The organism is Corynebacterium sp. S7, assembly GCF_054401105.1.
The window spans coordinates 2,671,817-2,697,104 of sequence record NZ_CM136760.1 but is presented as its reverse complement, the minus strand read 5'-3'; the positions used below and the strand labels follow the sequence as shown (position 1 = coordinate 2,697,104).

20 protein-coding genes are annotated in these 25,288 nt (G+C 58.4%); 7 read left to right on the top strand and 13 right to left on the bottom strand.

Annotation, left to right across the window (positions count from 1 at the left end; all coding sequences use genetic code 11):
• Positions 1–5 precede the first annotated feature (5 nt).
• Genes ACXZ66_RS12760 through trmB form a run of 4 tightly spaced genes read right to left on the bottom strand, consistent with a single transcriptional unit; the run spans position 6 to position 4,829 of the window.
• Positions 6–1,067, bottom strand: coding sequence for a lysylphosphatidylglycerol synthase transmembrane domain-containing protein (locus ACXZ66_RS12760; RefSeq protein ID WP_458749250.1), 1,062 nt, complete (start codon positions 1,065–1,067; stop codon positions 6–8).
• Positions 1,064–3,346 carry an MMPL family transporter gene (locus ACXZ66_RS12755; RefSeq protein WP_458749248.1) on the bottom strand — a complete coding sequence of 761 codons (2,283 nt, stop codon included), beginning with the start codon at positions 3,344–3,346 and terminating at the stop codon, positions 1,064–1,066. The genes ACXZ66_RS12760 and ACXZ66_RS12755 overlap by 4 nt, the downstream gene beginning before the upstream one ends.
• A gap of 17 nt (positions 3,347–3,363) precedes the next feature.
• Positions 3,364–4,044, bottom strand: a complete 681-nt coding sequence (locus ACXZ66_RS12750) for an NYN domain-containing protein (protein ID WP_458749247.1) — start codon at positions 4,042–4,044, stop codon at positions 3,364–3,366.
• Positions 4,044–4,829: a tRNA (guanosine(46)-N7)-methyltransferase TrmB gene (gene trmB / locus ACXZ66_RS12745; protein WP_458749246.1), complete on the bottom strand. Its 786-nt coding sequence runs from the start codon at positions 4,827–4,829 to the stop codon at positions 4,044–4,046. Before trmB ends, ACXZ66_RS12750 begins: the two co-directional genes overlap by 1 nt.
• Before the next feature lie 585 nt (positions 4,830–5,414).
• Between trmB and ACXZ66_RS12740 the strand changes: the two genes are divergently transcribed.
• Complete coding sequence (locus ACXZ66_RS12740) at positions 5,415–7,244, top strand: phosphoenolpyruvate carboxykinase (GTP) (protein WP_458749245.1); 1,830 nt, start codon at positions 5,415–5,417, stop codon at positions 7,242–7,244.
• Positions 7,245–7,427: 183 nt separating this feature from the next.
• Here ACXZ66_RS12740 and ACXZ66_RS12735 read toward each other — a convergent pair whose 3' ends face one another.
• The gene (locus ACXZ66_RS12735; RefSeq protein ID WP_458749243.1) at positions 7,428–8,201 is read right to left on the bottom strand and encodes a class I SAM-dependent methyltransferase; all 774 of its coding nucleotides are present in this window, start codon (positions 8,199–8,201) and stop codon (positions 7,428–7,430) included.
• Between the two features lie 29 nt (positions 8,202–8,230).
• Between ACXZ66_RS12735 and ACXZ66_RS12730 the strand changes: the two genes are divergently transcribed.
• Positions 8,231–9,304, top strand: a complete 1,074-nt coding sequence (locus ACXZ66_RS12730; protein WP_458749241.1) for a glycosyltransferase family 4 protein — start codon at positions 8,231–8,233, stop codon at positions 9,302–9,304.
• On the opposite strand, the gene ACXZ66_RS12725 is transcribed toward ACXZ66_RS12730, so the two are convergent.
• Both ACXZ66_RS12725 and ACXZ66_RS12720 read right to left on the bottom strand, forming a co-directional pair.
• Positions 9,279–10,709 carry a hypothetical protein gene (locus ACXZ66_RS12725; RefSeq protein WP_458749240.1) on the bottom strand — a complete coding sequence of 477 codons (1,431 nt, stop codon included), beginning with the start codon at positions 10,707–10,709 and terminating at the stop codon, positions 9,279–9,281. The two genes, ACXZ66_RS12730 and ACXZ66_RS12725, sit on opposite strands and share 26 nt — an antisense overlap.
• Positions 10,710–10,714: 5 nt before the next feature.
• Positions 10,715–11,869, bottom strand: a complete 1,155-nt coding sequence (locus tag ACXZ66_RS12720; RefSeq protein ID WP_458749239.1) for a porin PorA family protein — start codon at positions 11,867–11,869, stop codon at positions 10,715–10,717.
• Between the two features lie 108 nt (positions 11,870–11,977).
• On the opposite strand from ACXZ66_RS12720, the gene ACXZ66_RS12715 reads away from it, so the two are divergent.
• Positions 11,978–13,015 (top strand): acyltransferase family protein, encoded by a 1,038-nt coding sequence (locus ACXZ66_RS12715; protein ID WP_458749238.1) that lies wholly within the window; start codon positions 11,978–11,980, stop codon positions 13,013–13,015.
• On the opposite strand, the gene ACXZ66_RS12710 is transcribed toward ACXZ66_RS12715, so the two are convergent.
• The 3 genes from ACXZ66_RS12710 to ACXZ66_RS12700 are packed head-to-tail and all read right to left on the bottom strand — an operon-like array spanning position 12,913 to position 16,687.
• Positions 12,913–15,969, bottom strand: a complete 3,057-nt coding sequence (locus tag ACXZ66_RS12710) for an alpha-(1->3)-arabinofuranosyltransferase domain-containing protein (protein ID WP_458749237.1) — start codon at positions 15,967–15,969, stop codon at positions 12,913–12,915. The two genes, ACXZ66_RS12715 and ACXZ66_RS12710, sit on opposite strands and share 103 nt — an antisense overlap.
• Positions 15,970–15,985: 16 nt before the next feature.
• The gene (locus ACXZ66_RS12705) at positions 15,986–16,183 is read right to left on the bottom strand and encodes a DUF2613 domain-containing protein (RefSeq protein WP_458749236.1); all 198 of its coding nucleotides are present in this window, start codon (positions 16,181–16,183) and stop codon (positions 15,986–15,988) included.
• Between the two features lie 21 nt (positions 16,184–16,204).
• Entirely contained in the window at positions 16,205–16,687 is a 483-nt protein-coding gene (locus ACXZ66_RS12700) for a universal stress protein (RefSeq protein ID WP_458749235.1), read from the bottom strand.
• Positions 16,688–16,788: 101 nt separating this feature from the next.
• Between ACXZ66_RS12700 and ACXZ66_RS12695 the strand changes: the two genes are divergently transcribed.
• The 3 genes from ACXZ66_RS12695 to ACXZ66_RS12685 all read left to right on the top strand — a co-directional run bounded on the left by ACXZ66_RS12695 (position 16,789) and on the right by ACXZ66_RS12685 (position 21,647).
• Complete coding sequence (locus tag ACXZ66_RS12695) at positions 16,789–17,988, top strand: glycoside hydrolase family 3 N-terminal domain-containing protein (protein WP_458749234.1); 1,200 nt, start codon at positions 16,789–16,791, stop codon at positions 17,986–17,988.
• A gap of 180 nt (positions 17,989–18,168) precedes the next feature.
• Positions 18,169–19,740, top strand: coding sequence for a VanW family protein (locus tag ACXZ66_RS12690; RefSeq protein WP_458751387.1), 1,572 nt, complete (start codon positions 18,169–18,171; stop codon positions 19,738–19,740).
• Between the two features lie 83 nt (positions 19,741–19,823).
• The gene (locus ACXZ66_RS12685; RefSeq protein WP_458749233.1) at positions 19,824–21,647 is read left to right on the top strand and encodes a glycoside hydrolase family 15 protein; all 1,824 of its coding nucleotides are present in this window, start codon (positions 19,824–19,826) and stop codon (positions 21,645–21,647) included.
• A gap of 26 nt (positions 21,648–21,673) precedes the next feature.
• On the opposite strand, the gene ACXZ66_RS12680 is transcribed toward ACXZ66_RS12685, so the two are convergent.
• Positions 21,674–22,537, bottom strand: a complete 864-nt coding sequence (locus ACXZ66_RS12680; protein ID WP_458749231.1) for an esterase/lipase family protein — start codon at positions 22,535–22,537, stop codon at positions 21,674–21,676.
• A 90-nt stretch (positions 22,538–22,627) separates the two neighbouring features.
• Positions 22,628–23,443 carry a M23 family metallopeptidase gene (locus ACXZ66_RS12675; RefSeq protein ID WP_458749230.1) on the bottom strand — a complete coding sequence of 272 codons (816 nt, stop codon included), beginning with the start codon at positions 23,441–23,443 and terminating at the stop codon, positions 22,628–22,630.
• A 409-nt stretch (positions 23,444–23,852) separates the two neighbouring features.
• Here ACXZ66_RS12675 and ACXZ66_RS12670 point away from each other — a divergent pair, with 409 nt between their 5' ends.
• Complete coding sequence (locus ACXZ66_RS12670) at positions 23,853–24,626, top strand: GntR family transcriptional regulator (protein WP_458749228.1); 774 nt, start codon at positions 23,853–23,855, stop codon at positions 24,624–24,626.
• Here ACXZ66_RS12670 and ACXZ66_RS12665 read toward each other — a convergent pair.
• Positions 24,598–25,248 carry an HAD family hydrolase gene (locus ACXZ66_RS12665; RefSeq protein ID WP_458749226.1) on the bottom strand — a complete coding sequence of 217 codons (651 nt, stop codon included), beginning with the start codon at positions 25,246–25,248 and terminating at the stop codon, positions 24,598–24,600. The two genes, ACXZ66_RS12670 and ACXZ66_RS12665, sit on opposite strands and share 29 nt — an antisense overlap.
• Between the last annotated feature and the right edge of the window lie 40 nt (positions 25,249–25,288).

Here is a 25,288-nt window from a genome sequence, read left to right as displayed (position 1 = left end):
TTACCCTACTCCTTGTCTCGATCGGCAGGGTCAATCTTGTCGGTTTCATCAGCATGGTGAAAGTTAAACTTTCCCAGCATGAAACCCTTGCCCGAGTACTTCACTAAGAAAACGATCCATCCGATCACGGTAATGAGCCCGAACGAGATAATGCGGTAGATCACCACGGCAGCGGTTGCGTCGACAAGCGTCATGCCTGACGCGACGAGCGCGCCGGCGGTGAGCGCTTCCACAGTGCCTACGCCGCCGGGGGTGACCTGCGCGATGCCGGCGAGCTTCGCCATGACATACGCGAGGGCGACCCCCATGATCGTGGTGTGGTTGTGGCTTGCCACAATTCCCGGTGGGCTGCCCAGCACGGCCCACACTGTGAAGTACAAGGTGACCGCATCAAGCAGACGATTGGCCAAGGAAGCTGCCGAGGCGCCGATAAACGCCTTCGGAGTCATATGCACAGTGGCAAGCTGATCGACAATCTGCAATGACTTAGCGCGGATTTTCACCGGCAGGCGCTTCGCCCAAGAACTCAACACCGCAGGGTGCGTGGTTGCCCAATAGACACCCCAGATCACGAAGATGGTCAGTACCAGCGTGACAATCAGTGAGGTCAGCGACAGGTTTGCGCCGAGGAAAAGAACGGCACCGATACCAATGAGTACGAGCCACATCGTCGAAATCACTGAAGAGACAACGAAGAACCACCCGCACAACGCCACCGAAGCACCCCAGGAGCGCTGAACACGGAAAGTCAGCCAACCGGAAAAGGCAGCACCACCAGGAAACGATGTCGACCAGGCATTCGAGGCAAGGGTGATATCAGTTGTCTCTTTGAGTGAGACATTCAAGTCTTCGTCTGAGTTGATCAGCAGCCGCATCACCTCTGACATGGCAACGAGTGCCAAAATTGCCGCGATGACCGCGAAAACCAAAGGCAGCGGGTGTGCAGCAAGCAGGGTAAAAAATGCTTCGCCCAAAAATGGCAGCTTGTCGCGGAACACCACGAGCAGCACAATGAGTACTACTAGTGGTGTCAGCCAGTTGATCCACTTCTTGAGCGCGGGGTTCACTTTTGCTGCTCGAGACGTTTTTTCAGCTCGCTGAATGGAATCAGCTCACTGTCTTCCGACGTTGTCACGCCGGAACGCGCATGCGAGGGTGCGAGCACGGTGTCGTCGATACGCGTTTCATCGCTAAACGACGAAGCACTGGTCTGCGGCTGCGATTCGCCCTCGCCGATCGAGTAGTAGATTTTCTTGATCCACTTCGGTGCCCACCAGTTGTCCTCGCGAAGCTCGTGCATGACCGCTGGGACGAGTAACAAACGAATCAGCGTTGCATCCAGCGCGAGTGAGAAGATCATGCCGAAGGCGATGTACTTCATCATGACGATTTCCGAAAGCGCGAACGCTGCCGCCACAACGATCATGATCAAGGCCGCCGCGGTAATGATGCCACCGGTATGGGCCGTGCCGTATTTGATGGCTTGGTCCGTGGTAGCGCCCTTGTCGCGCGCTTCGACGATGCGTGAAACGAGGAAGACTTCGTAGTCCGTGGACAGGCCATAGAGAATGGCGATGATCAGGACCAACACGGGGCTCATCAGCGGGCCAGGAGTGAAGTTGAATAATTCGGCGCCGACGCCGTCGACGAAGACGACCGTGAGGAAGCCCAATGTTGCGCCGATGCCAAGGACGTTCATGATCACTGCCTTGATCGGCAAGATGAGTGAACCGAAGAGCAGGGACATCAATACGAACGTGGCCAAGACCATGTACAAGGCCATCCACGGCAATTTCTCTAGGAGGGCCTCGATAGATTCGACTTCCATGGCCGGGGTGCCCGAAATGTAGAGTTGTACGCCTTCGGGCGCTTGGATCTCGCGGAGCTGATCGATGACGTACTGGCCCTCGTTGCGGTCGGCAAGACCCGCGGACAAAATCGTCGTGCCGTTGACGGTAGAGGTAGAAGGCGCGAGTGGGGAGGCAAGTCCGTCGATCTGGCGGGTTTGCATGACCACGTCGACGAGTTGGTCGTTGGTGGCGTTGGTAACCACGAGCTTGATGGGGTCAGTGCGGTATTGCGGGAAGACCTGGTTGAACTCATCTTGTGTTTGACGAGTTTGGTTGGTCGGCGGCAGGTAGCTCTCGTTGATACCACCGAATTGGATTCCGGTTACTGGAACGGTCAGCAGGATCAAGCCACCGGCGATAACCACGATCGTCTTCTTGGAATGCTTCATTGCCCACTGTGGGATCTTGAACCAGATCGTGTCCTCGATCTTGCGCCCCTTGCGCGAGGTGCGACGCACTGACCACTTGTCAATGTTTTTACCCAGCATGCCGAATACTGCCGGTAACACAGTCACCGAGATCACTGCTGCGAGCACAACAGCGCTGATCGCGCCGTAAGCCACGGATTTCAAGAAGGCCTGTGGGAACATGAGCAGACCCGAGAGAGACACGCCCACCATCAGGGCGGAGAAGAACACGGTTTTACCGGCTGTGGCGGTGGTGACGGCCACCGCTTCTTCAATCTCGGTGCCTTTATCTATCTCCTCGCGGAATCTGGAGACCATAAAGAGGCCGTAGTCGATGGCAAGGCCGAGGCCGAGCAACGTGATCACGGACTGGGCGAAGATATTGACCTGCAAAAAGCTTGCCAAGATGGCCAGGATCGACAAAGACCCGATGATGGATAAAATGCCCACAATCAACGGCATCGCCGCAGCGACCACACTGCCGAAGACGAAGAGCAAGATGACAGCGACGAGGGCTACGCCCAAAATTTCGGCGCGTTTGATGTCATTGGCCATGCCGTCGTCGAGAGCATCTGCGATAGCAGTGGAGCCGGCCACTTCCATGGTGGCGCCTGCGGGAAGTTCAATCGACTTCGCGGCATCTTCGATGATGCGGTAATCCTTCAGCGTTTGCTCGCCGTCGCCGGACAAGCCGATCGCGGCAAAGGCATAGCGCCCATCGCTAGAGATCTGTTGCTGGTTCGGTGAAGCGAAATAGCTGGTAACTGAGTCGATCTGGGCCTCATAGTCGCGTTCGAGGCCCTTGATGGCATCGTTTGCTGCGTTGAAAACCACAGGATCAGTGACTTGTTGACCTTCCGCCGCCTTGACCAGCAAGACGACATCGCCGGAATTATCCCGGCCAAACGTCTCCTGCTCGATAACGGCAGCTGCAGTCGATTCGGCGCCGGGATCCTCCCAGCCCTCCTGGCTCATCCGTTCGTCTAATTTCGTGCCGAACAAGAAATGCATCGCCAGGATGACGATTACAACTACCAGCGGGATGATCCGTCGGTGACGGTAGGCAAAATGTCCCCACCTGTAGAACATTCGGGTCCTCCTGCGTTCTAGTGCTGTCGCGTATTGTGTAACAGTGCTCTCAGCGGACGGAAAGGCTGCAACCACGCGCCCTCGTCCGGCAATTGATCCAGGCTGATTCGTGGAAGTGGTTCACGGAATACTCCCGGAATGTCTTCGAGATCAACGAAATCGATGGTCTCGTGTGCCACAGCCCACGAAGCATGTTCGTGGAAACCAATGACGGTAACAGGCATTCCCTCGGCTGCTAGTTCTTCCAGGGTGTCCTGAAAGTTCTGGCCATCGGCGCTGGCTACGACGACTCCGCGTAGCACGCCCTCAGAGCGACGACGCTGAATGTGGCGGAGCATATCAGGGTCGACATCAGATTCTTCGTCGGTTTTTGGCTTTGCAAAGACCGCAAAACCGACATTCCGAAGGGCCTCAACCCACGGACGAACCACATCAGCGCCACCAGGAGTGACGTTGGTAAACACTGTTGCCTCTGGCTCAATGTGCGAGCCAGCTTCAGTAGAAAGTTCCTCGGCACGCTGGATAAGCCAACGGCCCACGGCATCAAACCGTGGGCGGTACGCGGCAGTCGGGCGACCACCAAGAATGGCGCCGAGGCCCATATCAAGATTGGGTGCGTCCCAGACGAGAAGGAGAGATTCAGGGCCGTGCTCAGCGCCCGGGTTATAGGGGTGGGTAATTTCGTGTAAATCGGTCATTATGAATTATCTCTTTTCCGCCACAAGTATTCCTTGATGACGTGATCCTTATGAAGGCCTTTGCCTTCGAATTTGGTAATGACCTGGCGATCGGTGAGGATCGGGCAGTCTTCCCAGGGCCAGCCCATAAATTCCAATTGCGGTTCGACGTGAACTAGTTCGTCGATCCATTCAGCATAGTCGGCATGATCGGTCGCGACATGTAGAACGCCACCCGGTTTGAGGCGGGATGCAATCAAATTGAGCGGGCCGGATTGGATAATCCGGCGCTTATTATGGCGGGCTTTCGGCCATGGATCGGGGAAGAAAATACGGACGCCATCGAGCGACTCGGGAGCAATCATGCGCGAGAGGACTTCAATGCCATCTCCGCGCACCATTCGAATGTTGTCAATGTCTTCGCGAACGACGGTGCCGAGGAGTTTGGCAAGACCGGGCTTATATAGCTCCACGGCGATGATGTTGGTGTCGGCTTCCAGTGGTGCCATCGCTGCGGTGGAGGTGCCGGTTCCGGAGCCGATCTCGACGATTGTTGGATGGCCACTGCGTCCGAACCACGTATTGATGTCTAGTTCCGCGTCCTCGAGGAGAGTTCCCAGGCGAGGCCAGTGCTCGTCGAAAAGCGCTTCTTGATTCTCTGTGAGGGTGCCACGCCGAAAGCTGACCGAGCCCAGACGTGGGTAGTCCAGCCCATCGTTGAACTCGGTTTGAAGGGGCCTGCCAGCAGGCAATTCACCGGTTCCGGGGCGCGGTTGTGAGGCGGAAGAAAAATCAGAATTATTCATCACTTCCTTATTGTCCACGTGACATGCGAAAATGTAAAACTTTTCTCAGGCGATTTCGCCAATATTTATACGTGAATGGTCTTAGTCGGCTTAGATAGAAGTGGGCCAAATCCCCCTCAATTTCGCTGAGGGAAGCGTCACTGGCATGCCCCCTCTCCCCCGTTCGGGTGTATTAATCGGAAATTGGAGGGGCTGAAAATGGCTTGACGCGGAGGATTGCCGTTTTCTGCTTTTGAAGTGGATTGTGCTATTGGGTCGGGAAAGATTGGTTCTTAGTCCTGCGTGGCGGCCGTTTTCGTATGTGAATCCCGCTCGGGTTCAGTGCTTGAAAATGGGCAATTAACCGGCTGTAACAACCTTGCTAAAATGCCTATTAGCAAGGTTTGCAATACCTTATTTCGGGTGTAGGTGGATGAGCGGTTTCGGTGCCAAACGTCACAGCAGAGCGTGCGAAAAAGTGGTTTAGCTCACTGGTTATTACCTGGGCTTAAAGGTCATACGTAAAAGGGGCGAGCTTATAGCTCTTTCCTTCGATAATCTTAGAGGTACTAAACGCCACATGTAGGAAATCAGTCAGGAGATTAGATGACCACCGCTATTAAGGGCCTTGTTGGCAAGGCACCTACGGAAAACCAACAGTTGATTGAGTGGATCAACGACGCTGTTGAACTCTTTCAGCCGAAAGACGTGGTCTTCGTCGACGGATCACAAGAAGAGTGGGACCGTATGGCGGCCGAACTCGTCGAGAGTGGCACGCTGATTAAGCTCAACGAAGAGAAGCGTCCAAACAGTTACCTTGCTCGCTCCAACCCTTCGGACGTGGCTCGTGTTGAGTCCCGTACCTACATCTCTACGGAGAAGGAAGAAGACGCAGGTCCAACCAACAACTGGATGGCACCTGACGCTCTGAAGGCAGAAATGCGCGAGCATTTCAACGGTTCCATGAAAGGCCGCACCATGTACGTGGTGCCTTTCGCAATGGGCCCAATCAACGATCCTGATCCAAAGCTTGGCGTGCAGCTGACGGACTCTGCGTACGTTGTTTTGTCCATGGGCATCATGACCCGCATGGGCCAGCAGGCTCTGGATAAGATCGGCACCAACGGCGAGTTCGTGCCTTGCCTCCACTCGGTGGGTGCACCACTCGAAGAGGGCGAAGAAGACGTTGCATGGCCATGCAATGACACCAAGTACATTTCCCAGTTCCCTGAGACGAAGGAAATCTGGTCCTACGGTTCCGGCTACGGCGGCAACGCAATCTTGGCCAAGAAGTGCTACGCCCTGCGTATCGCTTCCGTTATGGCAAAGGAAGAGGGCTGGATGGCTGAGCACATGCTCATCCTGAAGCTGAACAGCCCTGAAGGCAAGAGCTACTACGTTGCTGGCGCATTCCCATCTGCATGTGGCAAGACCAACCTCGCGATGATCACTCCTACCATCGAAGGCTGGACCGCCGAGGTCGTGGGCGACGACATCGCATGGCTGCACCTGCGCGAAGATGGTCTCTACGCAGTGAACCCAGAAAACGGTTTCTTCGGCGTGGCACCGGGCACCAACTACGCATCCAACCCAATTGCGATGAAGACCATGGAGCCAGGAAACACCCTGTTTACCAACGTTGCACTGACCGACGACGGTGACATCTGGTGGGAGGGCATGGACGGCGACGCTCCAAGCCACCTCATCGATTGGCAGGGCAATGACTGGACTCCAGAGTCCGCCAATAAGGCTGCACACCCGAACTCCCGCTACTGCGTTGCCATCGAGCAGTGCCCAACCGCAGCTCCAGAGTTCGACGACTGGAGGGGCGTCAAGCTCGACGCCATCCTGTTCGGTGGACGTCGTCCAGACACCGTGCCACTGGTAACCCAGTCCCACGACTGGGAGCACGGCACCCTCATGGGTGCAATGCTGGCCTCCGGTCAGACCGCTGCGTCTGCAGAGGCAAAGGTCGGCGCACTGCGCCACGATCCAATGGCGATGCTTCCGTTCATCGGCTACAACGTCGGTGACTACATGCAGCACTGGATCGACATGGGAGAAAAGGGCGGCGACCGTATGCCTTCCATCTTCCTGGTGAATTGGTTCCGCCGTGGCGACGATGGCCGCTTCCTGTGGCCAGGCTTTGGCGAGAACTCCCGCGTGCTCAAATGGATCACCGAGCGCCTCGAGGGCAAGGTTGGCGCTGACGAGACTGTTGTGGGCTACACCGCCCGCGCAGAGGATCTGGACCTGACCGGCCTGGACACCCCAATCGAGGATGTCAAGGAAGCTCTCTACCCAGACCCAGAGCTGTGGGCAAAGGACGCAGCAGAGTCGAAACTCTACCTTGAGTCCCTGGGCAATCGCATTCCAGAAGAAATCTTCACCCAGCTGGAAGCACTGGCCAAGCGCGCCGAGGAAGCTAAGAAGTAATTCCTGAAGCGTTCAAGCTAATAAAGTGGCCCGCACTAGTTCTCGGACTAGGCGGGCCACCTTTTTGGTTTTCGAGCATCTGGGGCATACTTGGCGAACCTAACGCACGACGAAAAATAAAAGCCCAGGTCAAATAATGGTAATATCTTGCGAAGTACACCTTTTTTAAGCAAAAAAGATGCTTTACGACGAGGCCTCATCCTTACGCAGCACCACAACAAGGTTGGACACCAAAAACTCGCGCAGGACAGGGACCCGCACGAGCCACCAAGCCCAGGACGGATGGTAGCGCGGAAAGGCGGCAACCAAAGTTGCACCCTCAACGGAGCTCGCCCACTTCAGACCTTCGGCGCAGGAGACATTAAACAAGGACTCACCAAAGACGTTTTTCGGCGGGTGCCCGTGCGTGCGGGTATAGCGGTCTCGGGCGAATTCCCCGCCCACGTAGTGCTGCCACAGGCCGGTCTCGTGGCCGCCGAAGGGACCGAGCCAGATGGTGTAGCTAATCATCACGAGCCCGCCGGGGCGCACGACGCGGAGCATATCGGCACCCATGCCCCAGGGGTCTGGGGTGTGTTCGACAACGTTGGAAGAATAGGCGATGTCAAAGCTATCGGAGCGAAAGGGCAGGTTGGAGCCGTCGCCACGAACGGAGCCGAAGCCAGACAGGCCAGCCGCGGCCATCTCGCCAGCGTTGGGTTCCACGCCGACATACCAGGCACCGCGGGACTCAAACTCGCTGGCAAAGTAGCCAGGCCCGCCCCCGACATCTAGAACGCGCGCGCCTGACAGTGGCGGCCCGTCAAGGTCGGAGGTGAGCTCGTCGATAAGCTGTGCTGTATCAAGCGCTAGGCCCCCGTAGAAAATTGCGGGCTGTGTCTGCTCGAAGCGGAAGGAGCGCAGCAAGGACCAGGAGCGAGACAAAGTGGCAAAGCGGCGGGTGCGAGAAAGTGTCACACTTGTCCACGGTAGCATTGGCTTCAATTATGAAGATTCTTCTGTTGTGCTGGCGTGACACTACGCATCCTCAAGGTGGCGGCTCCGAACGATATCTCGAGCGGGTGGGCGAGTATCTCGCAGCTCAGGGCCACGAGGTGATCTACCGGACGGCGGGGCATACCGATGCGCGCCATCACAGCACCCGCGACGGAATCCGGTTTGAGCGCGCCGGTGGCAAATACACCGTCTACCTGGCGGGTCTGTGGGGCGTGATGAAGCATCGCCCCGATGTGGTGGTAGATACCCAAAACGGGATTCCGTTCTTTGCCAAACTCGTTACTCGCAAGCCCGTCATTTTGCTCACGCACCATTGCCACCGCGAGCAGTGGCCGGTGGCGGGGCCGGTGCTCTCGAAAGTGGGGTGGTTCTTGGAGTCCAAGCTTGCGCCATTGGTCTATCGTGGCTCGCCCTATGTCACCGTGTCGGAGGCGAGTGCCGCCGACCTGGTGGACCTTGGCGTGCGCGAGGCAGACATCACCATCATTGAAAACGGCGTGGATCCGGTACCGGAGCAGGTACCGGCGTTGCCCGATGATGGTTTGACCCATGTGGTCACCTTGTCGCGGCTGGTCCCGCACAAGCACATCGAAGATGCCATGGATACGATGGCCACGATGGACGGCGTTGTGCTGGATGTCATCGGTTCCGGCTGGTGGGAGGATCGCCTGCGCGAATACGCCAAGCCGCTGGGCAACAAAGTGATTTTCCACGGGCAGGTCACCGAGGATTATAAGCACTCATTGCTTGCGCGGGCCGCGCTGCACCTGATGCCCAGCGCGAAGGAAGGATGGGGCCTGGCGGTCATCGAGGCCGCCCAGCACGGTGTTCCGTCGATTGGCTATCGTTCGGCGGGTGGCCTGCGCGATTCCATCCGCGACGGTGAGACCGGGTTGTTGGTGGAGTCACGCGGACAGATGATTTCAGCAACCAGATCGCTTCTCGACGACGGGCCCCGCCGCGCCGAAATGGGTGCCAACGCCAAGAAATGGTCCGCGCAGTTTTCCTGGGAAAAGACGGGGGCGCGATTCGCGCAGCTTATCGAAAACGTCGCAGGCGAATAGCCAACAGCGGAGTAAGACACCACAGGCCCAGCAGCGCCAGACCGAGCGGCTCGAGGGGGCGCGCTGGGGCCCCTGTATCTTCGATGTGGCCGTCGGGGTAGACAATCAGGCCGATTCCGTGGGCTGCGGGATCAGCTAATCCTTCCAGGTAGCGGGTCGAATCCTGGTCCACGACGTGGCCGTCAACGGTGAGCCCACCGGATTCGACAACGTTCATCGCCTTGGTTGCTGGATCCACCACGGGGATCCCGTCGGAGCGCTCGATTAGGCTCGGCCGGTCAACGAAATACACGTCGCGGCCCTGGTGGTCGATCTGTGGCACCGAGACTTGGACTGGGCGAAGAACCTGGAGGGCCATGGGAGCATCGGGAGTTTGCAGCAGGCTCAGCGCCAGCGCGAGAGCTGCGAGGACGGGGCGCAGGTGACCAGCGGCACACACATAGGCGGGGATGGCCAGGATCAGCCACTTTTGACCGTCGCGGAGCAGGCCCGCGCCGGGGACATGTTCGATGATGAGGCCCATCAGCCCTGGTAGAAGCCAGGAAACGCAGGCGATAGCGAACCCGACGGCGGCCAGGATGAGCAGGGGGCGGGGGACTCGTCGTGTAGCGGAAAGGAGCACCGCAAACAAGAAGATGCCGAAGACGGCGAAACCCACCTCGCGGGAGGCGGGGACGGTGTCGCCGTTCCAGATGCCGCCGAGTCCGAGCATCGCGCCAAGCGTGCCCACGTAGCCCTCGGCGCGCGGGGCGAAGACCTCGGCGCCGATGGCCGCGGAGCGCCCAGCTCCGGAATGCATGAGGCCTGTGACTATCCATGGGGCAGATGAGACGGCTCCGGCAAGTATCAGGATCGGTTTGCGATTGGTGAAAAACGCAGTGGCGGTAGCAACAATGGCTCCCGTGGGGGTCAGCGAGGCGACCCAGAGCGCGACGATCTGCACTCCGGTGCGCCCTTGCAGCCCCGCGGCCGCGATCACCGGAAGCAGCCAGGCGGCGATCACCAGCGACCACTGGCCCTGGAGGAGACGCTCGATAACATAAGGGTTGGCCACCGCAATCGCCATCGCTGCGGCCTTGGCCCACGCGCCTGTCCCGGCGAGCTTGGTAGCGCCGAATGCTGCGAGTGCGGCGGAGGCGACCATGAGCAGGCGCACGAGCCAGGTTGCAGGGATGATGGTGGCCACCAGCGCGAGCACCCCGTCTTGTGGAACGTTGCGGCCAGGAATATCGCCGAAGCCAAGGCTTGCGTGGGAAAGGTACGGCCGCTCGAGGATCACCATGTCGCGCAGCGCGAACTCGCCGGGGCCAAAAAACGGCCAGGTCATAGCGCCAACCAGCAGAGTTGCCCACGCGATCAGCGCCACAGTAGTGACGTTCAGACGGGCAGAGCTGGCGGCGGGCACGGTAGTTACTTTGCGCTCGGGGTGGTCTGGGAAAGCGCGTTACGACGACGCACGATCTGGATGATCAGCGCCACCAGCGCGACGAACGTGATCAAATTGGCAAAGAGCGAGACAACCTGCAGAATTCGCAGTTGCGTGATCATGGGGCGCGCCTGGTCCAGCTGTGCCTGCTGAGAAACCTGGTCGAGAGCGAAATCTCCCGAGAAGAGCGTCCGCGCTGGGCTGAAGAGTCCCTGTTGCGCCATCTCATCGGCCTGGGGATTATCGGCTGCCAAGTACACGTTAATGGCGTTGTATTCGTCAAGGACGGTGCCGGACTTTGGCTCGATGAAAAAGATCCGCTCAGCGGTGTAATAGGGGGCCATGGTGACTATCTGGTTTTCAGCGTAGCCAAAGCGGTCCATTTCCTCGGGCGAGTAAAAATTCTGCGCGGGACCGGTGAGAAAGTTGTCGATGGCTGTAGCCTGCGACGCACTGATCCCGAATTGATCGGCTACCGCCTCGCCCGTGCTGAGACCTTCTTGCTCAAACAGCTGAGTGGCAGGCAACTTCGTGTGGAACTTATACGTTCTTAGACCTGCGATCTCCACGGGGTCGACGTAGTCAAGGGGAACCGTACCCGGCACAATCTCATCGGAGAATTCATAGGAACGGCGCTCCGTGGCAAAGGGGAACAGGTAGCGCAGGCCTTCGCGGGTCTCAGGGCCGGTCTCAGAAACAGTGCCCGCAGCAGGGTCTCCGAAAGCTGGCACGGTCACTGACTCATGAGCGACGGGTTCGAGGACCGGAAACGCGGAGTCGCGGTTGAGGCGCTGATAGTCAACGAGCTGGGCAATGACATCGCCGTCGAAGTTAAGTGTCACCTCTGAATCCACGTTGGTCTCCATGAACTTATTGGTCTTGGAGGTCACAGTCGTGCGCTCGATTGCGGCGGGACCTTGAATGAGGTGGGCCCCTTCGTCGTTAAGCAATGCCCTAATATCGACGATCGTGGCGTCCTCGGCGGACAGCTGATAGTCAATGTGCGCGCCGTTGGGCAGCAACTTGAGCAAGAGGACGACGAGCGGTGGCGCGGCGCTACCGATGAGAATGGCCACCACGGCGATCACGGCAGTGATGATAATGCCACGCTTCGTCGGAGCTTGATCGCGTACCGCCATGGGCCAGAGTTTTCCTTCCACTATGATCGCTACCATGCGACCAATCACTTCATTATGACAGGTGGAACTGAAGTTTACCGGAGTACTTTCCTTCCAGAATTGGAGGGCTTGCGCGCAGTGGCGGCACTGGGCATTGTAGTGACCCACGTTGCCTTCCAAACGGGCACCCCGTCCGTGCTCTTCGAGCGCTTTGATTACTTTGTTGCGGTCTTTTTCGCGCTCTCGGCGTTCCTGCTCGGGCGCGGAGACCACTCGAAGAATTATTACCGCAAAAGGTTTTCGCGCATCGCCCCTGCCTACATCGTGTGCGTGGGCTTCGTGCTGATTGCGCTGCCTGATGCCAGTGGAGTCTCTTTCGGTCAGGCGCTGGCGAACCTATTTATGGTGCAGATTTATGTGCCCGACGGGTTGATTCCTGGGCTGACGCAGCTCTGGTCGTTGTGCGTTGAAGTGGCCTTTTACCTGGTCCTGCCGGCCTACCTAGTGCTGGGGCACCAGGATCGGGTGGTGGTGCTGATTGGGTTTAGCGTGTTGGGCTTTGTGTGGCCGTGGTTGCCTTTTGTGACCGGCTCGATTGATACCTGGAACGTGAACCTGCAGATCTGGCCCTTTTCTTATGCGCCGTGGTTCGCGGTGGGCTTGATCTGCGCTGAGCTGGAAGGCCACATCCCGGCGCGGGTGCAGCGAGTGCTGAGGTATCGCTGGGTGTATTGGTCACTCGCGCTGGTGGTGGCGTGGATTTCTGGGGTTGTGGGACCGCCGGGTCTGACCCATCCGACACCGCTGGAGTTCAACGTGCGCATTGCTCTGGGTGCTGTGTTTTGTGCTTTGGTGGTGGCACCCTATGCGCTCGCGCCGGGCAACGGGGTACTTGCCGGGCCCGTGATGCAGTCGCTGGGAAAGTGGTCCTACTCGATCTTCCTGTGGCACGTTGCGGTGCTGGCAGTGGTCTTCCCGATTCTCGGGGTGTCACTATTTAGCGGGCACTTCTGGGCCGTATTGGTTGCAACTACCGTGATCAGTATTGCGGTGGCCTACTTGTCTTATGAGTTTGTGGAGCGCCCGGCCTTGCGCTGGTTCCACATTCCCAAGCACGCCAAGACGGCACAACCTGCCACAGTGACGGCCAGCGAAGTTCCTGCATAGCCTGCTTCCGGCCACGGCGCGCGTGCCAGCCACAGACCCATGAAAGCAACGAGGCCGCCGGCCAAACCCCAGGCGGGGATGAGCGTAAATCGGCGAACGGCCCAGGTCAGCGCCACTCCTGCAACACCGGCGAGGCCCCAGGGGCCACCGACGAGGATGGCTGCCACAACAGGTGCAATTAACGACGAATTATTTTCGGGTACGAAGGGTTCTTGCGGTTCCTGCGGTTCTTGTGGGGTTCGCCTTGATAGCACTGCTAGGACGATGCAGGCTACAAGGGTCAGTGCACCTAATACCCCGCCGATGAGCAGGCTTAACCGATAAGGCTGGGTACCCACAAAGCTGAACTCCACAGCGCCCGAGACTCCGACAGGGACCGTGAAGGCAGTTTGGCCTGCGTCGATCTTGTGCGGGCTAATCTCGGTGCCGCCAACGCTCATGCGCAGGCCCGAGTTGAAGGCACGTGTGGTGACTACGGTTTGCTCTTGATCCGAGGCCTGAACTTCACCGGTGAGTGGCTCCCACGTAGCGGCGGGCCGGTCGCGTTCCAGAGTAATTACCTCGGCATCTGTTTCAAGCACGTGGCTACCGGCCGGAAGGTCCACTGGGCCGGCCTCAAAGTCTTCCCCGTCGATGGTTGCGGGGGCGGAAAGCTGCCACGTCTCGTCGTTATGCGTGGTGAACCCGCGCTGCAGCACCGTGGTATTCGGCATGAGGCGCTGGAACATAAAGACCTGCGCGTTCGGCGAGGTATCGGGGACCGTGACCAGACGCGTGACGCCGGTGTCTAGCTCCGCGATGCCCACAGGTTCGCTCAATTCGATACGCACGGTGTCTCCGGGAACCCGGATAGAGCGCGGTGAGTAACTCGACAGCGAGACTTCCTTGTCGAAGGAGCCGCTGATTACGCGCACGCGCGTTGACTGCGTGGCGGTAATGGTCACGGATCCGCCCTCCACGCTCGATTCGATCCAGCCCGTATCGCCAGGCTGTGGCCACCACGCGGTGTCGGTGCGGCCGTCGAAGGCCGCGGTCAGTGAGCGCGAGGGTTGCGCCCCGCCGAAGGAGGAAGCATCTGCGGCGGAGCTTGACGCCGAGGCGCTGCCCCCGGTCTCCACGACACCAACACGCGGACCTGCAGATTCATAGTCAGGCACGCGGTTGCGCACATCGGAGCCCTCGCCGAGATCACGCAGGTGCGCCGACACCGGCCCTATGAGCGTGCCATAATTGCGCACCGCCAGCGCCGGGGTATCGGTAACAATCTGCGCATCAGAGGCGACCAACTCGCGCGGCGAATAGCCGTACAAGGAATTAAGCAACCCGAGCGATTCGCCGCCCCCGGCCACCGTGACCGGCGCATCCGAGGTGATCATCATGTCGCGCTCGGGCTCGATGAGATAGACATCGATCTCGCCAAAGGTGTGCTTCTCGCCGGGCAGGTTCCACTCCCGGTCAGTGCTATTTGCCGGGCCGTTTTCTAGGTCATGGCGCACCAGCACCACACCTACCCCGATGGCACGCAGCGCTTCGCTGGCATCCTCCGGATCAGAGTTGGACCCGAGGGAAGCAATCGCCCCGTCGAGCCCACGAATAGCCTCCGGATCAACCAACGGAATGGCATCGCGCACAGCAAAAGGCACCTCGGTGAGCGCCTGAATCGGCTCATCGCGCGTCCACCCCCAGTCCTGGCGCGCAAAGGAGGCCTCAGGCAGCACCAAAGTTCTCGTATCCGCAGCATGCTTATCGACGAAGGCTGCCGCCTCATACCAATACGAAGGCACCTCCTCCCAGGTTCCCTCTGGAGCCAGGCGCAGCGACCAGGCAGGAGCGGTAGCTGTGACCGTAATCAGCACCACGGCAACAAGCACAGGCACGCGCTTCCACTGCACTTGGGTCAGTATGTGGGCGACGCCTAAGACGAGAGGCAACCTGACCAGCGGGTCGAGTTTGTGCAGGTTGCGGAAGGGGGCGAGGGAATCGTCGAGAAGCGAAATCCAAGCTTGACCAAAGGGACCGTGCGCCATGCCCATCAACGCCACACCCACGCACAAAATGAGGACGAGGTAGCCGCGCCACGGCATCGATTTCGAGGCGAGGCCCGCGAAGCCGAGGGCCGCGACGGCCATGGTGGCCAGAACGAAGACAGGTTCGGTGACCAGCAGGTTGCCGGCGATGCGCTCGGTTTCGACGAATGGGGCCCAACTGGTGGTGCCGCGGAAGATCTCGGCGAGGTTGAGCCAGTAGGTGGTGGTGTAGGAGGACTCGATGTAGTCGGTAAATGGCGGAGAATACCGGCCGAGGACAAGCAGCGGGCCGATCCACCAGGCTGACACAGCGGCGCATCCTGCAAGCCAGATTGCAAGAGCCTTGAATTGCTTGCGCCACAGCAGAAGCAGGCCCGCCGGGATACACGCCATGAGTGTGGCGGTGGCGTTGACGGCACCCATGAGAGCAACTGGGATAACCGCGATGAGGGCGTTTTTCCAGGTGACGTTCTTTCCAACCAGCGGGATGAGAGTCCACGGGACAAGCGCGACTGGCCACGCCTCGGAGGAAATGGCGGTGAGCGTGGTTAAGATGCGCGGGCTCAGCGCGTAGAGCACGGCGGGGACAACCGTGGGAATGACGGCCTGCGAGATGCCCATCTTGCGGACAAGGATCACCGTGCCTGAAAAGGCGATACCCATCAGTAAAGCCCACCAGGCACGCTGTGCTACCCAATCCGGCAGGGGTTCGGTGAGCAGGAAAAACAGGCCCTGCGGGAAAAGGTACCCGTAGGCCTGGTTCTGGATCTGGCCGAGCGTGAACGTGTCGGTATAGGCGCTGGTGGCTTGGCCTAAAAACCCCGCGGGGTCGAGCGCGAGGTCAAGTTTGGTATCGGCGGCGGTGCGACCAGGCTCCTGGAGAAACGAGAGGAGGGTCAGGAAGACCCAGCCAACTAGGTGCACCACGGGTGGTCAACTTAATTTAGGTGCGCGAACCGTATTCCGGCCCGCCGAGAACCGCCTGATCAGCGGGAACAGCGTTGCCCTGTGGGACGGTGGACTGGCCGGAGAAACTCGCGATACCAATCACACCGACAACACCCAAGGCGATGCCGACGATCGCGCTTGCCAAGACCGGACCTGCAGTTCGGCGCGGAAGGGAAGCGGATTGATTAGTCATAGTGCCCACCCTAACAGGCAATTACTCATTTTCCCCAGACGACGGCACCACAAATACTGGACAATTTGCGTTCTGGAGCACATTTTCTGCCGTTGAGGAATTGAACCAGGACCGCACGCCTGAAATTCCTCGGGTGCCAGCGACAATCACATCAACGTTGAGCTCGTCGGCGGCCTCCACGATCGCTTGGGCGACCGTGGACGTTTGCTCCACCAGGTGGGCTTGAGCCGTGAGCCCCAGGGACTCGGCGAGCTCGATGCCTTGGCGGCAAATATTTTCCGCGTAGTCATAGGCGGGATCCGCTTCTGCGGTCAGCGCAGGTTGGTGCGAGCCAGTAAAGCCTGCTGCGCGCGCATTGGTCCGGGCCGCGGGCTCCCACGCTGTAATGATTTCCACGTTGGTGGCCCGCAAAAGCGCAGCTGCTGAGCGCAGTGCATGCGCGGCTAAGTCGGTACCGTCATAGGCAATGAGCATGGAGGTAGGCCGGTGCGTCGGGGAATTCATAGGCTCCAGCATAGGGTGGCAGAAGGGGGTAAGCACGAAGACCACGTAGGTTATTGCTTATCGATTGAACATTAATTAAGGACTTGAAGGGAACTGACACGATGAATCGCCGCGGTCTTGCACTTGCACTTTCACTGACCTTCGGAAGTACTTTTGCGCTCACTGCTTGTTCGACGGGGGCGCAGGATCAGGGAGCGGCGTCGTCGATAAGCGAAAGTACGCAGGCGACCGTGACGTCCACCGCGACGTCCGCTGCACCATCGACGTCTGCTGCGTCGGCGACAACCAGTGAGACCACCGCGCAGGACCGCGTGCCGGAGGATCTGCGCGCCAAGGCCGCGAGCCTGATGGTTGTGGGCGTAACTGATTACGACACTGCGCTGCAAGCACTTGAGCTTGGCGTGGGCGGAATCTTCATTCCGAGCTGGGCGGATTCGAGTATTTTTACGGAGCCAGGCCGCGATATCGCTGCGCTGCGCGAACAGGTGGGCAGGTCGTTTAGCGTCTCCATTGACTTCGAAGGCGGCCGCGTTCAGCGTCACACGAATGTGTTTGGTGAATGGGCCTCGCCACGCGTGATGGCACAGGGCACCCCGGAAGATGTCCGCGCGACTGCGTTTGAGATGGGTACCTCGCTGCGCAAATACGGTGTCACCGTTGATTTCGCGCCGCTGCTTGATGTGGATGCGGCAGGCCTGGATATCGTCGGCGATCGCGCTTTTGGCACCGATGCCGCGACTGTGGCGGAGTACGGTGCGGCCTTTGCCCAGGGGCTCGTCGACGCGGGTGTCACCCCGACCTATAAGCATTTCCCGGGTCACGGGCGGGCCAGCGGTGATACGCACTTGGGCGAGGCTGTTACGCCTCCGCTGAGCGAATTGGAGCAGCTCGACCTCGTGCCTTATACCTCGGCACTGCCTGCCGTGCCCGAAGCGGCGGTGATGGTCGGCCACATGGTCGTGCCGGGCCTCGGCGACGGCCAGACACCTTCGACGATTAACCCCGCCGCCTACGAATTGCTGCGCTCGGGAAATTACCCGGGTGGCTCGCCATACAACGGACTCATTGTCACCGACGATATGTCGGGAATGCGCGCAATCAGCGACCGCATGACAACCCCCGAGGCCGTCACCGCAGCCATTAGTGCAGGTGCGGACCAAGTTCTGTGGTCCACAGGCGACAGCATTGCCGAGAGCATCGATCAAGTAGTTCGCGCTGTTGAGGCGGGAGAAATCTCACAAGAGCGTATCGACGACGCCGCCCTCCACGTCCAACAGCAGTACATTCACGAGGGTTTATAGGCATCTTATTAGCTGTTTTTACTGGGGCCGGATAGGAAAAAGGGGTAGTTGAGCGATAACCTAGTGGTTGTGAGTTCAACTAATTCATCCGCTCCGAAAAATCGGGCAGCCAAAATCACTCTTGGTGTAGTGATCGGTGTGCTCGCAATCCTCGCTGCGATTTATGCCGCCGACGTGGCGATGAACCGCAGCAACGTCCCCCGTGGAACAGCGGTGGGGGGCGTTGACATCGGCGGGATGACCCACGATGAGGCAGTCTCTACACTTGAGCGAGAGCTCGGTGATCAAGCCACTACTCCCGTTCAGATTGCTGCTGGCGAGCTGCACAGTCAGGTCATTCCGGCTCAGGCAGGCCTTGGCATTGACTGGAACGCCACTGTCTCCCAGTCCGGCGAGGAATCGCTGAACCCGGTGACGCGCCTACGCGGGCTGTTTGGCACCCACGAGGTTGATGTAGTTCCCGTAGTCGACGAGGCCGCGCTGCAACCAGAGATGGACCGCGTTGCACAAGAGCTTTCCTCGGCACCCATTGACGGCTCGCTTGCTATTAACGCTGGCAAGGTAGAGATCACTGATCCCGTGCTGGGACAGGGCGTCAACCGCGATGAGCTGACCCAGCGCGTGAGCACCGGGTGGCTCGATCCTGCTGGCATCAAGCTCGAACCAACTGAAGTTCAGCCAGCAATTAATAGCAACGTGCTCAAAGCAGCAGCTGACGGGCCTGCAGCAAAGGCTATTGCCAGCCCACTGGTAGTCAACGGCCACGAAAATGTTTCCGCAGAGATCCCTGTTGATCGCATCGGTGAGTTCGTCCACTTTGTCAACGACCAGGGCACCATTCGCCCCGAGGTCGATGCCGAGGTGGCGCAGGGGATCCTGGCGGAGCCTTTGGCTGCCTCCGAGGTGAAGATGGTCAATGCTTCCTACAACTCCGATGGCTCGGTGAACCCGAGCAAAGATGGCACCCAGGTGAACTGGGATGAAACCATGAAGGACTTCCAAGACCGCGTCCTAGGCGACCAGGGCCGCACCTGGGATGCTGCCTACGAAGACGCACAGGCCACCTTCACCACGGAGATGGCGCAGTCAGCAACCTACAACGAGGTTGTAGGCGAATTCACCACCAGCGGTTACTCCGAGGCATCGGGGCACAACATTGCAACGACCGCAGCGGCCGTTAACGGCGCAGTTGTCGGTCCTGGTGAGACCTTCTCCCTGAACGGTTTTACCGGACCTCGTGGAACAGCCCAGGGCTACGTGGAAAGTGGCATCATTATCGATGGTCACGCGGGTGAGGCAGTCGGCGGTGGCATCTCGCAGTTTGCCACCACGTTGTACAACGCTGCGTACTTCGGCGGCATGACTGATATTGCGCACACCCCGCACTCCTACTACATCTCCCGCTACCCAGCGGGACGTGAGGCAACCGTGTACGAGGGCGCGATCGATCTGGTTTTCCGCAACGATTCCAAGTACCCAGTCCGCATTGAAACCTCGGTAGGTGGCGACAGCGTTACCGTCCGCCTGATGGGTACCAAGACCGTTCAGGTGGAATCCATCAATGGCGGGCGCTGGGATGAAACCGAACCAAAGCCAATGGAAGTCTCCGGCGACCAGTGTGTTCCATCGTCAGGCAACCAAGGCTTTACCACCTCGGATACCCGGATCGTGCGCGATCTCAGTGGTAACGAGATTTCGCGCAATACGACGACGACTAAGTACGATCCGCAGCCGATTGTTACCTGTAAGTAAGGCTTGTTAGGAAGAAACTAAATGTGAAGGGCTCACCTAAGCGGGTGGGCCCTTCGTCGTGAAGTTTTCTTTAGGGTGGAGCCATGACGTCTACTCCGCTTGAAGATTATGCATTGCTCTCCGATACGCACTCGGCGGCGTTGGTCTCGCGTACGGGATCGGTGGATTGGCTGTGTATGCCTCGCTACGATTCGCAGGCTGTTTTTGCCAAGCTGTTGGGCACGAAAGACAACGGGCATTGGAGCATCAGCGTCGAGGATGCCACAGTGACAAAGTGGAGTTATCGGGGGGACTCCTTCGTGCTGGAGACCGAGTGGACTTCGGAGACAGGTACGGCGCTGGTGACTGACTTTATGCCTGTGGGCACCGACGGGCGGTACTTCCAAAATGCTGACCTGCTGCGACGCGTGGAGTGCACGAGCGGTGAAGTAGATGTGGATACGGCCATCCGGATGCGCTTCGATTACGGTCAAGCCGTGCCTTACCTGCGTTATCGCCATGATGAGGATAGCGCCGGTGATAGGCCCGGTGATGAGGAAATGCTTGCGGTGGCCGGGCCCGACGCGATTTATTTCCGCGGACCTCAGCTCGACCACGACGATGAAAACAAGCACCACTTCAAAACCTTCCACCTGGTAGCAGGGGAGCGCCTGGAATGGGCAATGTTGTGGGCTACCTCCTACGGCGAGCAGCCGGCGAAGGTGGACTATTCCAACTCGCTTGATACGACCACGAGGTTCTGGGAGGAGTGGATCGGCGAGGCCACCGTGGCCGGTAAGTACAGTCCGTGGACCCGTCGCTCGCTGCTGGTGCTGCGCGCCCTGACCGATTCTGTCACCGGCGGGATCGTCGCAGCACCCACGACCTCCCTTCCCGAGGAGTTCGGGGGTGAGCGCAACTGGGACTACCGCTACGTGTGGCTCCGCGATTCCGCCCTAACCATTGAGGTGCTCGTGCAGTCGGGGTTTACGGATCGCGCCGGGGAGTGGCGCAAGTGGTTGCTGCGAGCGATTGCGGGAGATACAAGCCAGCTGCGCATCATGTACGGCCTCCAAGGCGAGCGCCACCTTCCCGAACACGAACTTCCGCACCTTTCGGGATACGAAAATTCCACACCAGTGCGGATTGGCAACGGGGCGGCAGAGCAGTATCAAGCCGATGTGGTTGGCGAAGTGATGCTCGCGCTTGAGGCCTTGCGCGAAGCAGGTCTGGAAGAAGACGAATTCAGCTGGGATTTGCAGTGCGCGCTACTGGATTTCCAGGAAAAGAATTTCGACACACTTGACCATGGTTTATGGGAGATGCGCTCGGACCCTGACATGTTTACCCACGGCCGCGCCATGATGTGGGCTGCATTCGACCGCGGAGTCAGGGCAGTTGAGCAGTACGGATTCCCCGGCCCAGTGGACAACTGGCGAGCCCTGCGCGATCGACTGCGCGCCGAAATCATGGACCTTGGTTTCAACGACGAGATTCAGTCGTTTACCCAGAAGTATTCCAACACCGAGGTCGACGCATCGCTTCTGCAGCTCGCGCAGATCGGCTTCATCGATTATAACGACCCCAAGATGCTCAGCACCGTTGAGCGCATTGAGCAGGAACTTCTCGACGACGCCGGGTTCCTGCATCGCTACAAAACCGGCACCGGCTCCGACGGCCTTTCTGGCTCCGAGTACCCCTTCATCATGTGTTCTTTTTGGTTGGTCGAGCAGTATGCAAAGTCGGGACGCGTTGCCGAGGCCGAGGAAAAGATGGAAAAAGTCCTCTCCGTGGGCACCGAGCTCGGCCTTTTTGCCGAGGAATATTCCCCCGAGCACGGGCGCCTTGCTGGCAACTTCCCGCAGGCTTTTTCACATCTCGGCGTGGTGCGGGCGGCCCACGCTCTATTTCAGGCGCGTGGTGCGTAGCGGGTTACTTGTCGGCTAATTGTCGGCTATTTGTCGGCGAACGGGGGCCTCGTCTCACCACGAGGCCTTGTCAGGCCCCAATACATCAGCTTCACGCTGACGATGCGCGTGATCAGCCCGCCATGAGTCACCGGACGCTCAAGCGTAAACCGACGCGCGATGTCCACATTCGCCACATCTGCCCCCGTAGTAGTACTCAGGTGAGAAGTGCTCGAGGGGGTGGCCGCCTGATCGGTGGTGGTGTAGATGCTGGTATAGACAATACCGGGGTGGGTGTCAGGCAAAGCATCAAGCTTGTCGACGAATTCTGATCCCACTAACTGCTGCACGCCACCTTCGCTGGCGAGCCAGCGCGATAAAGTTGGAATCTTGCGCACGAGAGGCGAAAGACGCTCAGCGAGTCCACCCAGCGTGCTGCCGTGGAATGTTGCTCCGAGCGTGACGACACGGCGCAGATTGTGAGCTCCCCCGAGTTCACTGGTGTAGAGCTTGACCATGGCTGCGCCCTGAGAATGGGCCACAACGTCGACCTTCTGCGTCCCGGTTTCTTGCTTCACCCACTCGATCTGTGCAGCCAGCTCTTGGGCGGAGGACTCAAGATCACCAAGCCCATACACACCGGGCACTAGGGAAAGAAGCGAATTGGAATCAGTGCCATAGTCGAACGCCCACACACTAAAGCCTGCTTGTTGCAGATTCCGCGCGGCCCAGTACCAGTGCCTAGAATTATCGGTGCGACCATGAACAAGCAGTACAGGTGTGGGATGGGTGGGGCGGAAATGAGGATTATTGAACACCGGCCGACCCACGGAGTTCTGTGGTTTCAAAGCTGCAGGCGCAATTCCATAGCGCCACGTTACGGCGCTGACTGCTCGAAGAAAATCCGACACAAAGGACCAGTGTAATTGCGCAGCAAAAAAGGGACGTGAAAATTCACGTCCCTTTGTGCGTTGAGCTCTGCGCTTTAAGCTCTGCGCGGTTTAGAGCGAGATGCCGTGAGAAGCCAACCAAGCCTGAGGATCGACTGGGCCGGAGCCTGCAGGGTGGATCTCGAAGTGCAGGTGCGAGCCAGTGGACTGGCCTTCGCTGCCCATTCCGGCGATCTGCTGACCGGCCTGAACACGCTCGCCGACAGACACAGCCAAGGTGGACATGTGGCCGTAGACGGTCATCGAGCCATCGTCGTGCTGGATACGGATCCACTGGCCGTAGCCGGAAGCTGGGCCAGAATCGATGACGGTGCCAGACATAGCAGCCAGAATTGGGGTGCCAATGCTGTTAGCAATGTCGATGCCGTTGTGCATGGTGCCCCAGCGTGGGCCGAAGCCAGAGGTGAAGGTGCCCTGAGCTGGCTTGACCACTGCTGCGCCAGAGATGTCGCTGGAGTTGGCAGCTGCTGCTTCAAAGTTGCCCTGGGAGGTAGCTGCTGCTGCCTCTGCTGCGATGCGGTCAGCTTCAGCCTGAGCAGCTGCTGCTGCATCGGCTGCGCGCTGGTTGCTGTAGTCAACTGCCTTGTTGAGCTGGTCGCCAGCATTTGCGGTCGGCTTGTGCTCGTTGATGTTCAGGATCTGAGGCGTAGAGTTCTGCGCGTCAGTGATAGCCTGACTGTCGTTGACCAAGTTGACGTCAGCGGCCTGTGGCTGATCGTCGGTGGTGAGGGTTGCAGCCGCCGCGCCACCGATGCCTGCGGAGGATACGGTGGTGACTACTGCTGCCGCGATTGCAACGCGACCCGTGGAGCGGGAAGAGACCTTGCGGTGCTTCCCCGCGTTTGAAGGTCGTGTGTTAAGTCGCATTAAGCTTCTCTCATTCTGTTACCATTTTGTTACTAGGCAACGACTGTAACCTGTTGGAATATCTAGCGCAAGTCCAAGATCTGGCTATCGGAGATTTTTAAGCCTTCGTTACGGGTTGGCAGCTACTTTGCGGAAGTAATAGAGTTCATTTATCTACCTGCATGTTTAGTAGTGAGTGAAGCTCCGAGTATTCACCTTTTCGGGGGAGAAGTTTAAATACTTAAATCTTCTCCAAGATAGCAGTACAAGCGTACTTCTGTGCAGTAAATCGTCGCTGGAACCGCCGATTGGTAACGGAAAGGTTAAGCGAATTGGCGTATCGGCAGGAGCAACGACCGTGGAATAATTGACTAAAGTGTTCTTTAGATTCAGATCCAGTTCGACACCAACGTGAAATGCAGGCCAGGTCGTGAATTCTCAACAGTTCGGGGATGGAGGTCCCTACTCTCAGCCTGTCTATCGGACAATAGCTAGCTGGATCCGCGAACAAATTATCTCCGGTCAGCTGGCTAGGGGAGACAAGCTTCCCGCCGAGAGTGAACTCGCGGACAAGTTCCATGTGGCAAGGGCTACCATTCGAAATGCCCTCGAAATTCTTCAGCTCGAAGGACTCATCGACAGGCGTCGCGGTCGCAATGGGGGCACATTCGTTCGGGCTGAACCTCCAGCAATTGAATTAACGCGTATTGAAGGGATCCTTCCCCAAATGCGCGAGCGTGGAGTAGATGTGGATTCAAGTGTGCTGAAAGCTGAGAAAGTTGCTGCTTCGACCTCTCTTGCTCAACTCTTAGAGGTAAAGGTCGGAAGTCCGCTCTTTAATATTGTGAGATTGCGTCGATTCGACGGTGTGCCGTCCCTTTTAGAAGACTCATATTTTCCGGCAGAGGTCTTTCCACGCATGCTGGAGGCAGATCTCACTCAGTCAATTTATGAATTACTGCAAAACTTGCAACATCGGCCGACGTCAAAAGTAGAGCGTGTAACAGGTTCAGGTGCCAACGTTGAAGAACGTGAGCTCCTGAACACCACGGACAGTATTAACCTGTTGCGTATCAGTCGGGTTGCTCGCGATGAAAATGGGCTGGCCATTGAATACTCCAACGACCTGCTGCGCTCTGACAGCACCCAGATTCAAGTGCGAACGGGTGAGACTTTTAAGGGAAAAAGTCCTCGATTCGATTGAGGTAGTTGTCCATTCCGCTTGACGGTCCAACTCCTACGACATGCATTCCGGCAGCCCGAGCTGAAGCAATGCCTGCCTTTGAGTCTTCTACCGCAACAATTGAATGTGGCTCAATTCCGATCGATTTAGCTCCAAGCAGGAACCCTTCGGGATCTGGTTTGCCCTTTTGAACGTCTTCGATGGTCACAATAACTTGAAAATAGGTGTCGATTTGGAGGTCCGCAAGAACCGGTTCGATGAGCTTGCGCAGGGTTCCGGTGACAATTCCCAGGCGGTGGGAATCGGCGAGCCGGCGAACCATGTCCACTGTCGCGCCGGAGACACGCGGTTGAATCCTGCATGCCTGTTGGTATTGAAGTGCGAATGCGTCGATGAGTTCCTCAGAGCGAGAACTCACATCGGAATCTGTTCGGGATCGGATGAGTGCCTCGGCAATGTCTGGCTCACTTAGCCCAAGCAGCGAGGAATACTCGTTTTCTAGCAGCGGAGAGTAGCCAAGTTCGGTGAGGGCATGGGCATAACTGGATTCGAGCAAAGACTCATCATTGCTCAAGGTTCCGTTGAAATCGAAGAGAATTCCGGTGGTGTCTGCAAGCAGGGCAGAGGGGGTGCTGGGGTGCATACGGAAGAGCATAGAGGACAGAATAAAAGTATACCCACCA

Excerpts from the sequence above, each read along its gene's own strand:
- ACXZ66_RS12755 (WP_458749248.1), bottom strand. The coding sequence starts at position 3,346 with ATGTTCTACAGGTGGGGACATTTTGCCTACCGTCACCGACGGATCATC.
- ACXZ66_RS12750 (WP_458749247.1), bottom strand. The coding sequence starts at position 4,044 with ATGACCGATTTACACGAAATTACCCACCCCTATAACCCGGGCGCTGAG.
- ACXZ66_RS12675 (WP_458749230.1), bottom strand. The coding sequence starts at position 23,443 with ATGCGACTTAACACACGACCTTCAAACGCGGGGAAGCACCGCAAGGTC.
- ACXZ66_RS12695 (WP_458749234.1), top strand. The coding sequence starts at position 16,789 with ATGAATCGCCGCGGTCTTGCACTTGCACTTTCACTGACCTTCGGAAGT.
- ACXZ66_RS12740 (WP_458749245.1), top strand. The coding sequence starts at position 5,415 with ATGACCACCGCTATTAAGGGCCTTGTTGGCAAGGCACCTACGGAAAAC.
- ACXZ66_RS12685 (WP_458749233.1), top strand. The coding sequence starts at position 19,824 with ATGACGTCTACTCCGCTTGAAGATTATGCATTGCTCTCCGATACGCAC.
- ACXZ66_RS12700 (WP_458749235.1), bottom strand. The coding sequence starts at position 16,687 with ATGAATTCCCCGACGCACCGGCCTACCTCCATGCTCATTGCCTATGAC.
- ACXZ66_RS12730 (WP_458749241.1), top strand. The coding sequence starts at position 8,231 with ATGAAGATTCTTCTGTTGTGCTGGCGTGACACTACGCATCCTCAAGGT.
- ACXZ66_RS12690 (WP_458751387.1), top strand. The coding sequence starts at position 18,169 with ATGAACCGCAGCAACGTCCCCCGTGGAACAGCGGTGGGGGGCGTTGAC.
- trmB (WP_458749246.1), bottom strand. The coding sequence starts at position 4,829 with ATGAATAATTCTGATTTTTCTTCCGCCTCACAACCGCGCCCCGGAACC.
- ACXZ66_RS12720 (WP_458749239.1), bottom strand. The coding sequence starts at position 11,869 with ATGGCGGTACGCGATCAAGCTCCGACGAAGCGTGGCATTATCATCACT.
- ACXZ66_RS12665 (WP_458749226.1), bottom strand. The coding sequence starts at position 25,248 with ATGCACCCCAGCACCCCCTCTGCCCTGCTTGCAGACACCACCGGAATT.
- ACXZ66_RS12705 (WP_458749236.1), bottom strand. The coding sequence starts at position 16,183 with ATGACTAATCAATCCGCTTCCCTTCCGCGCCGAACTGCAGGTCCGGTC.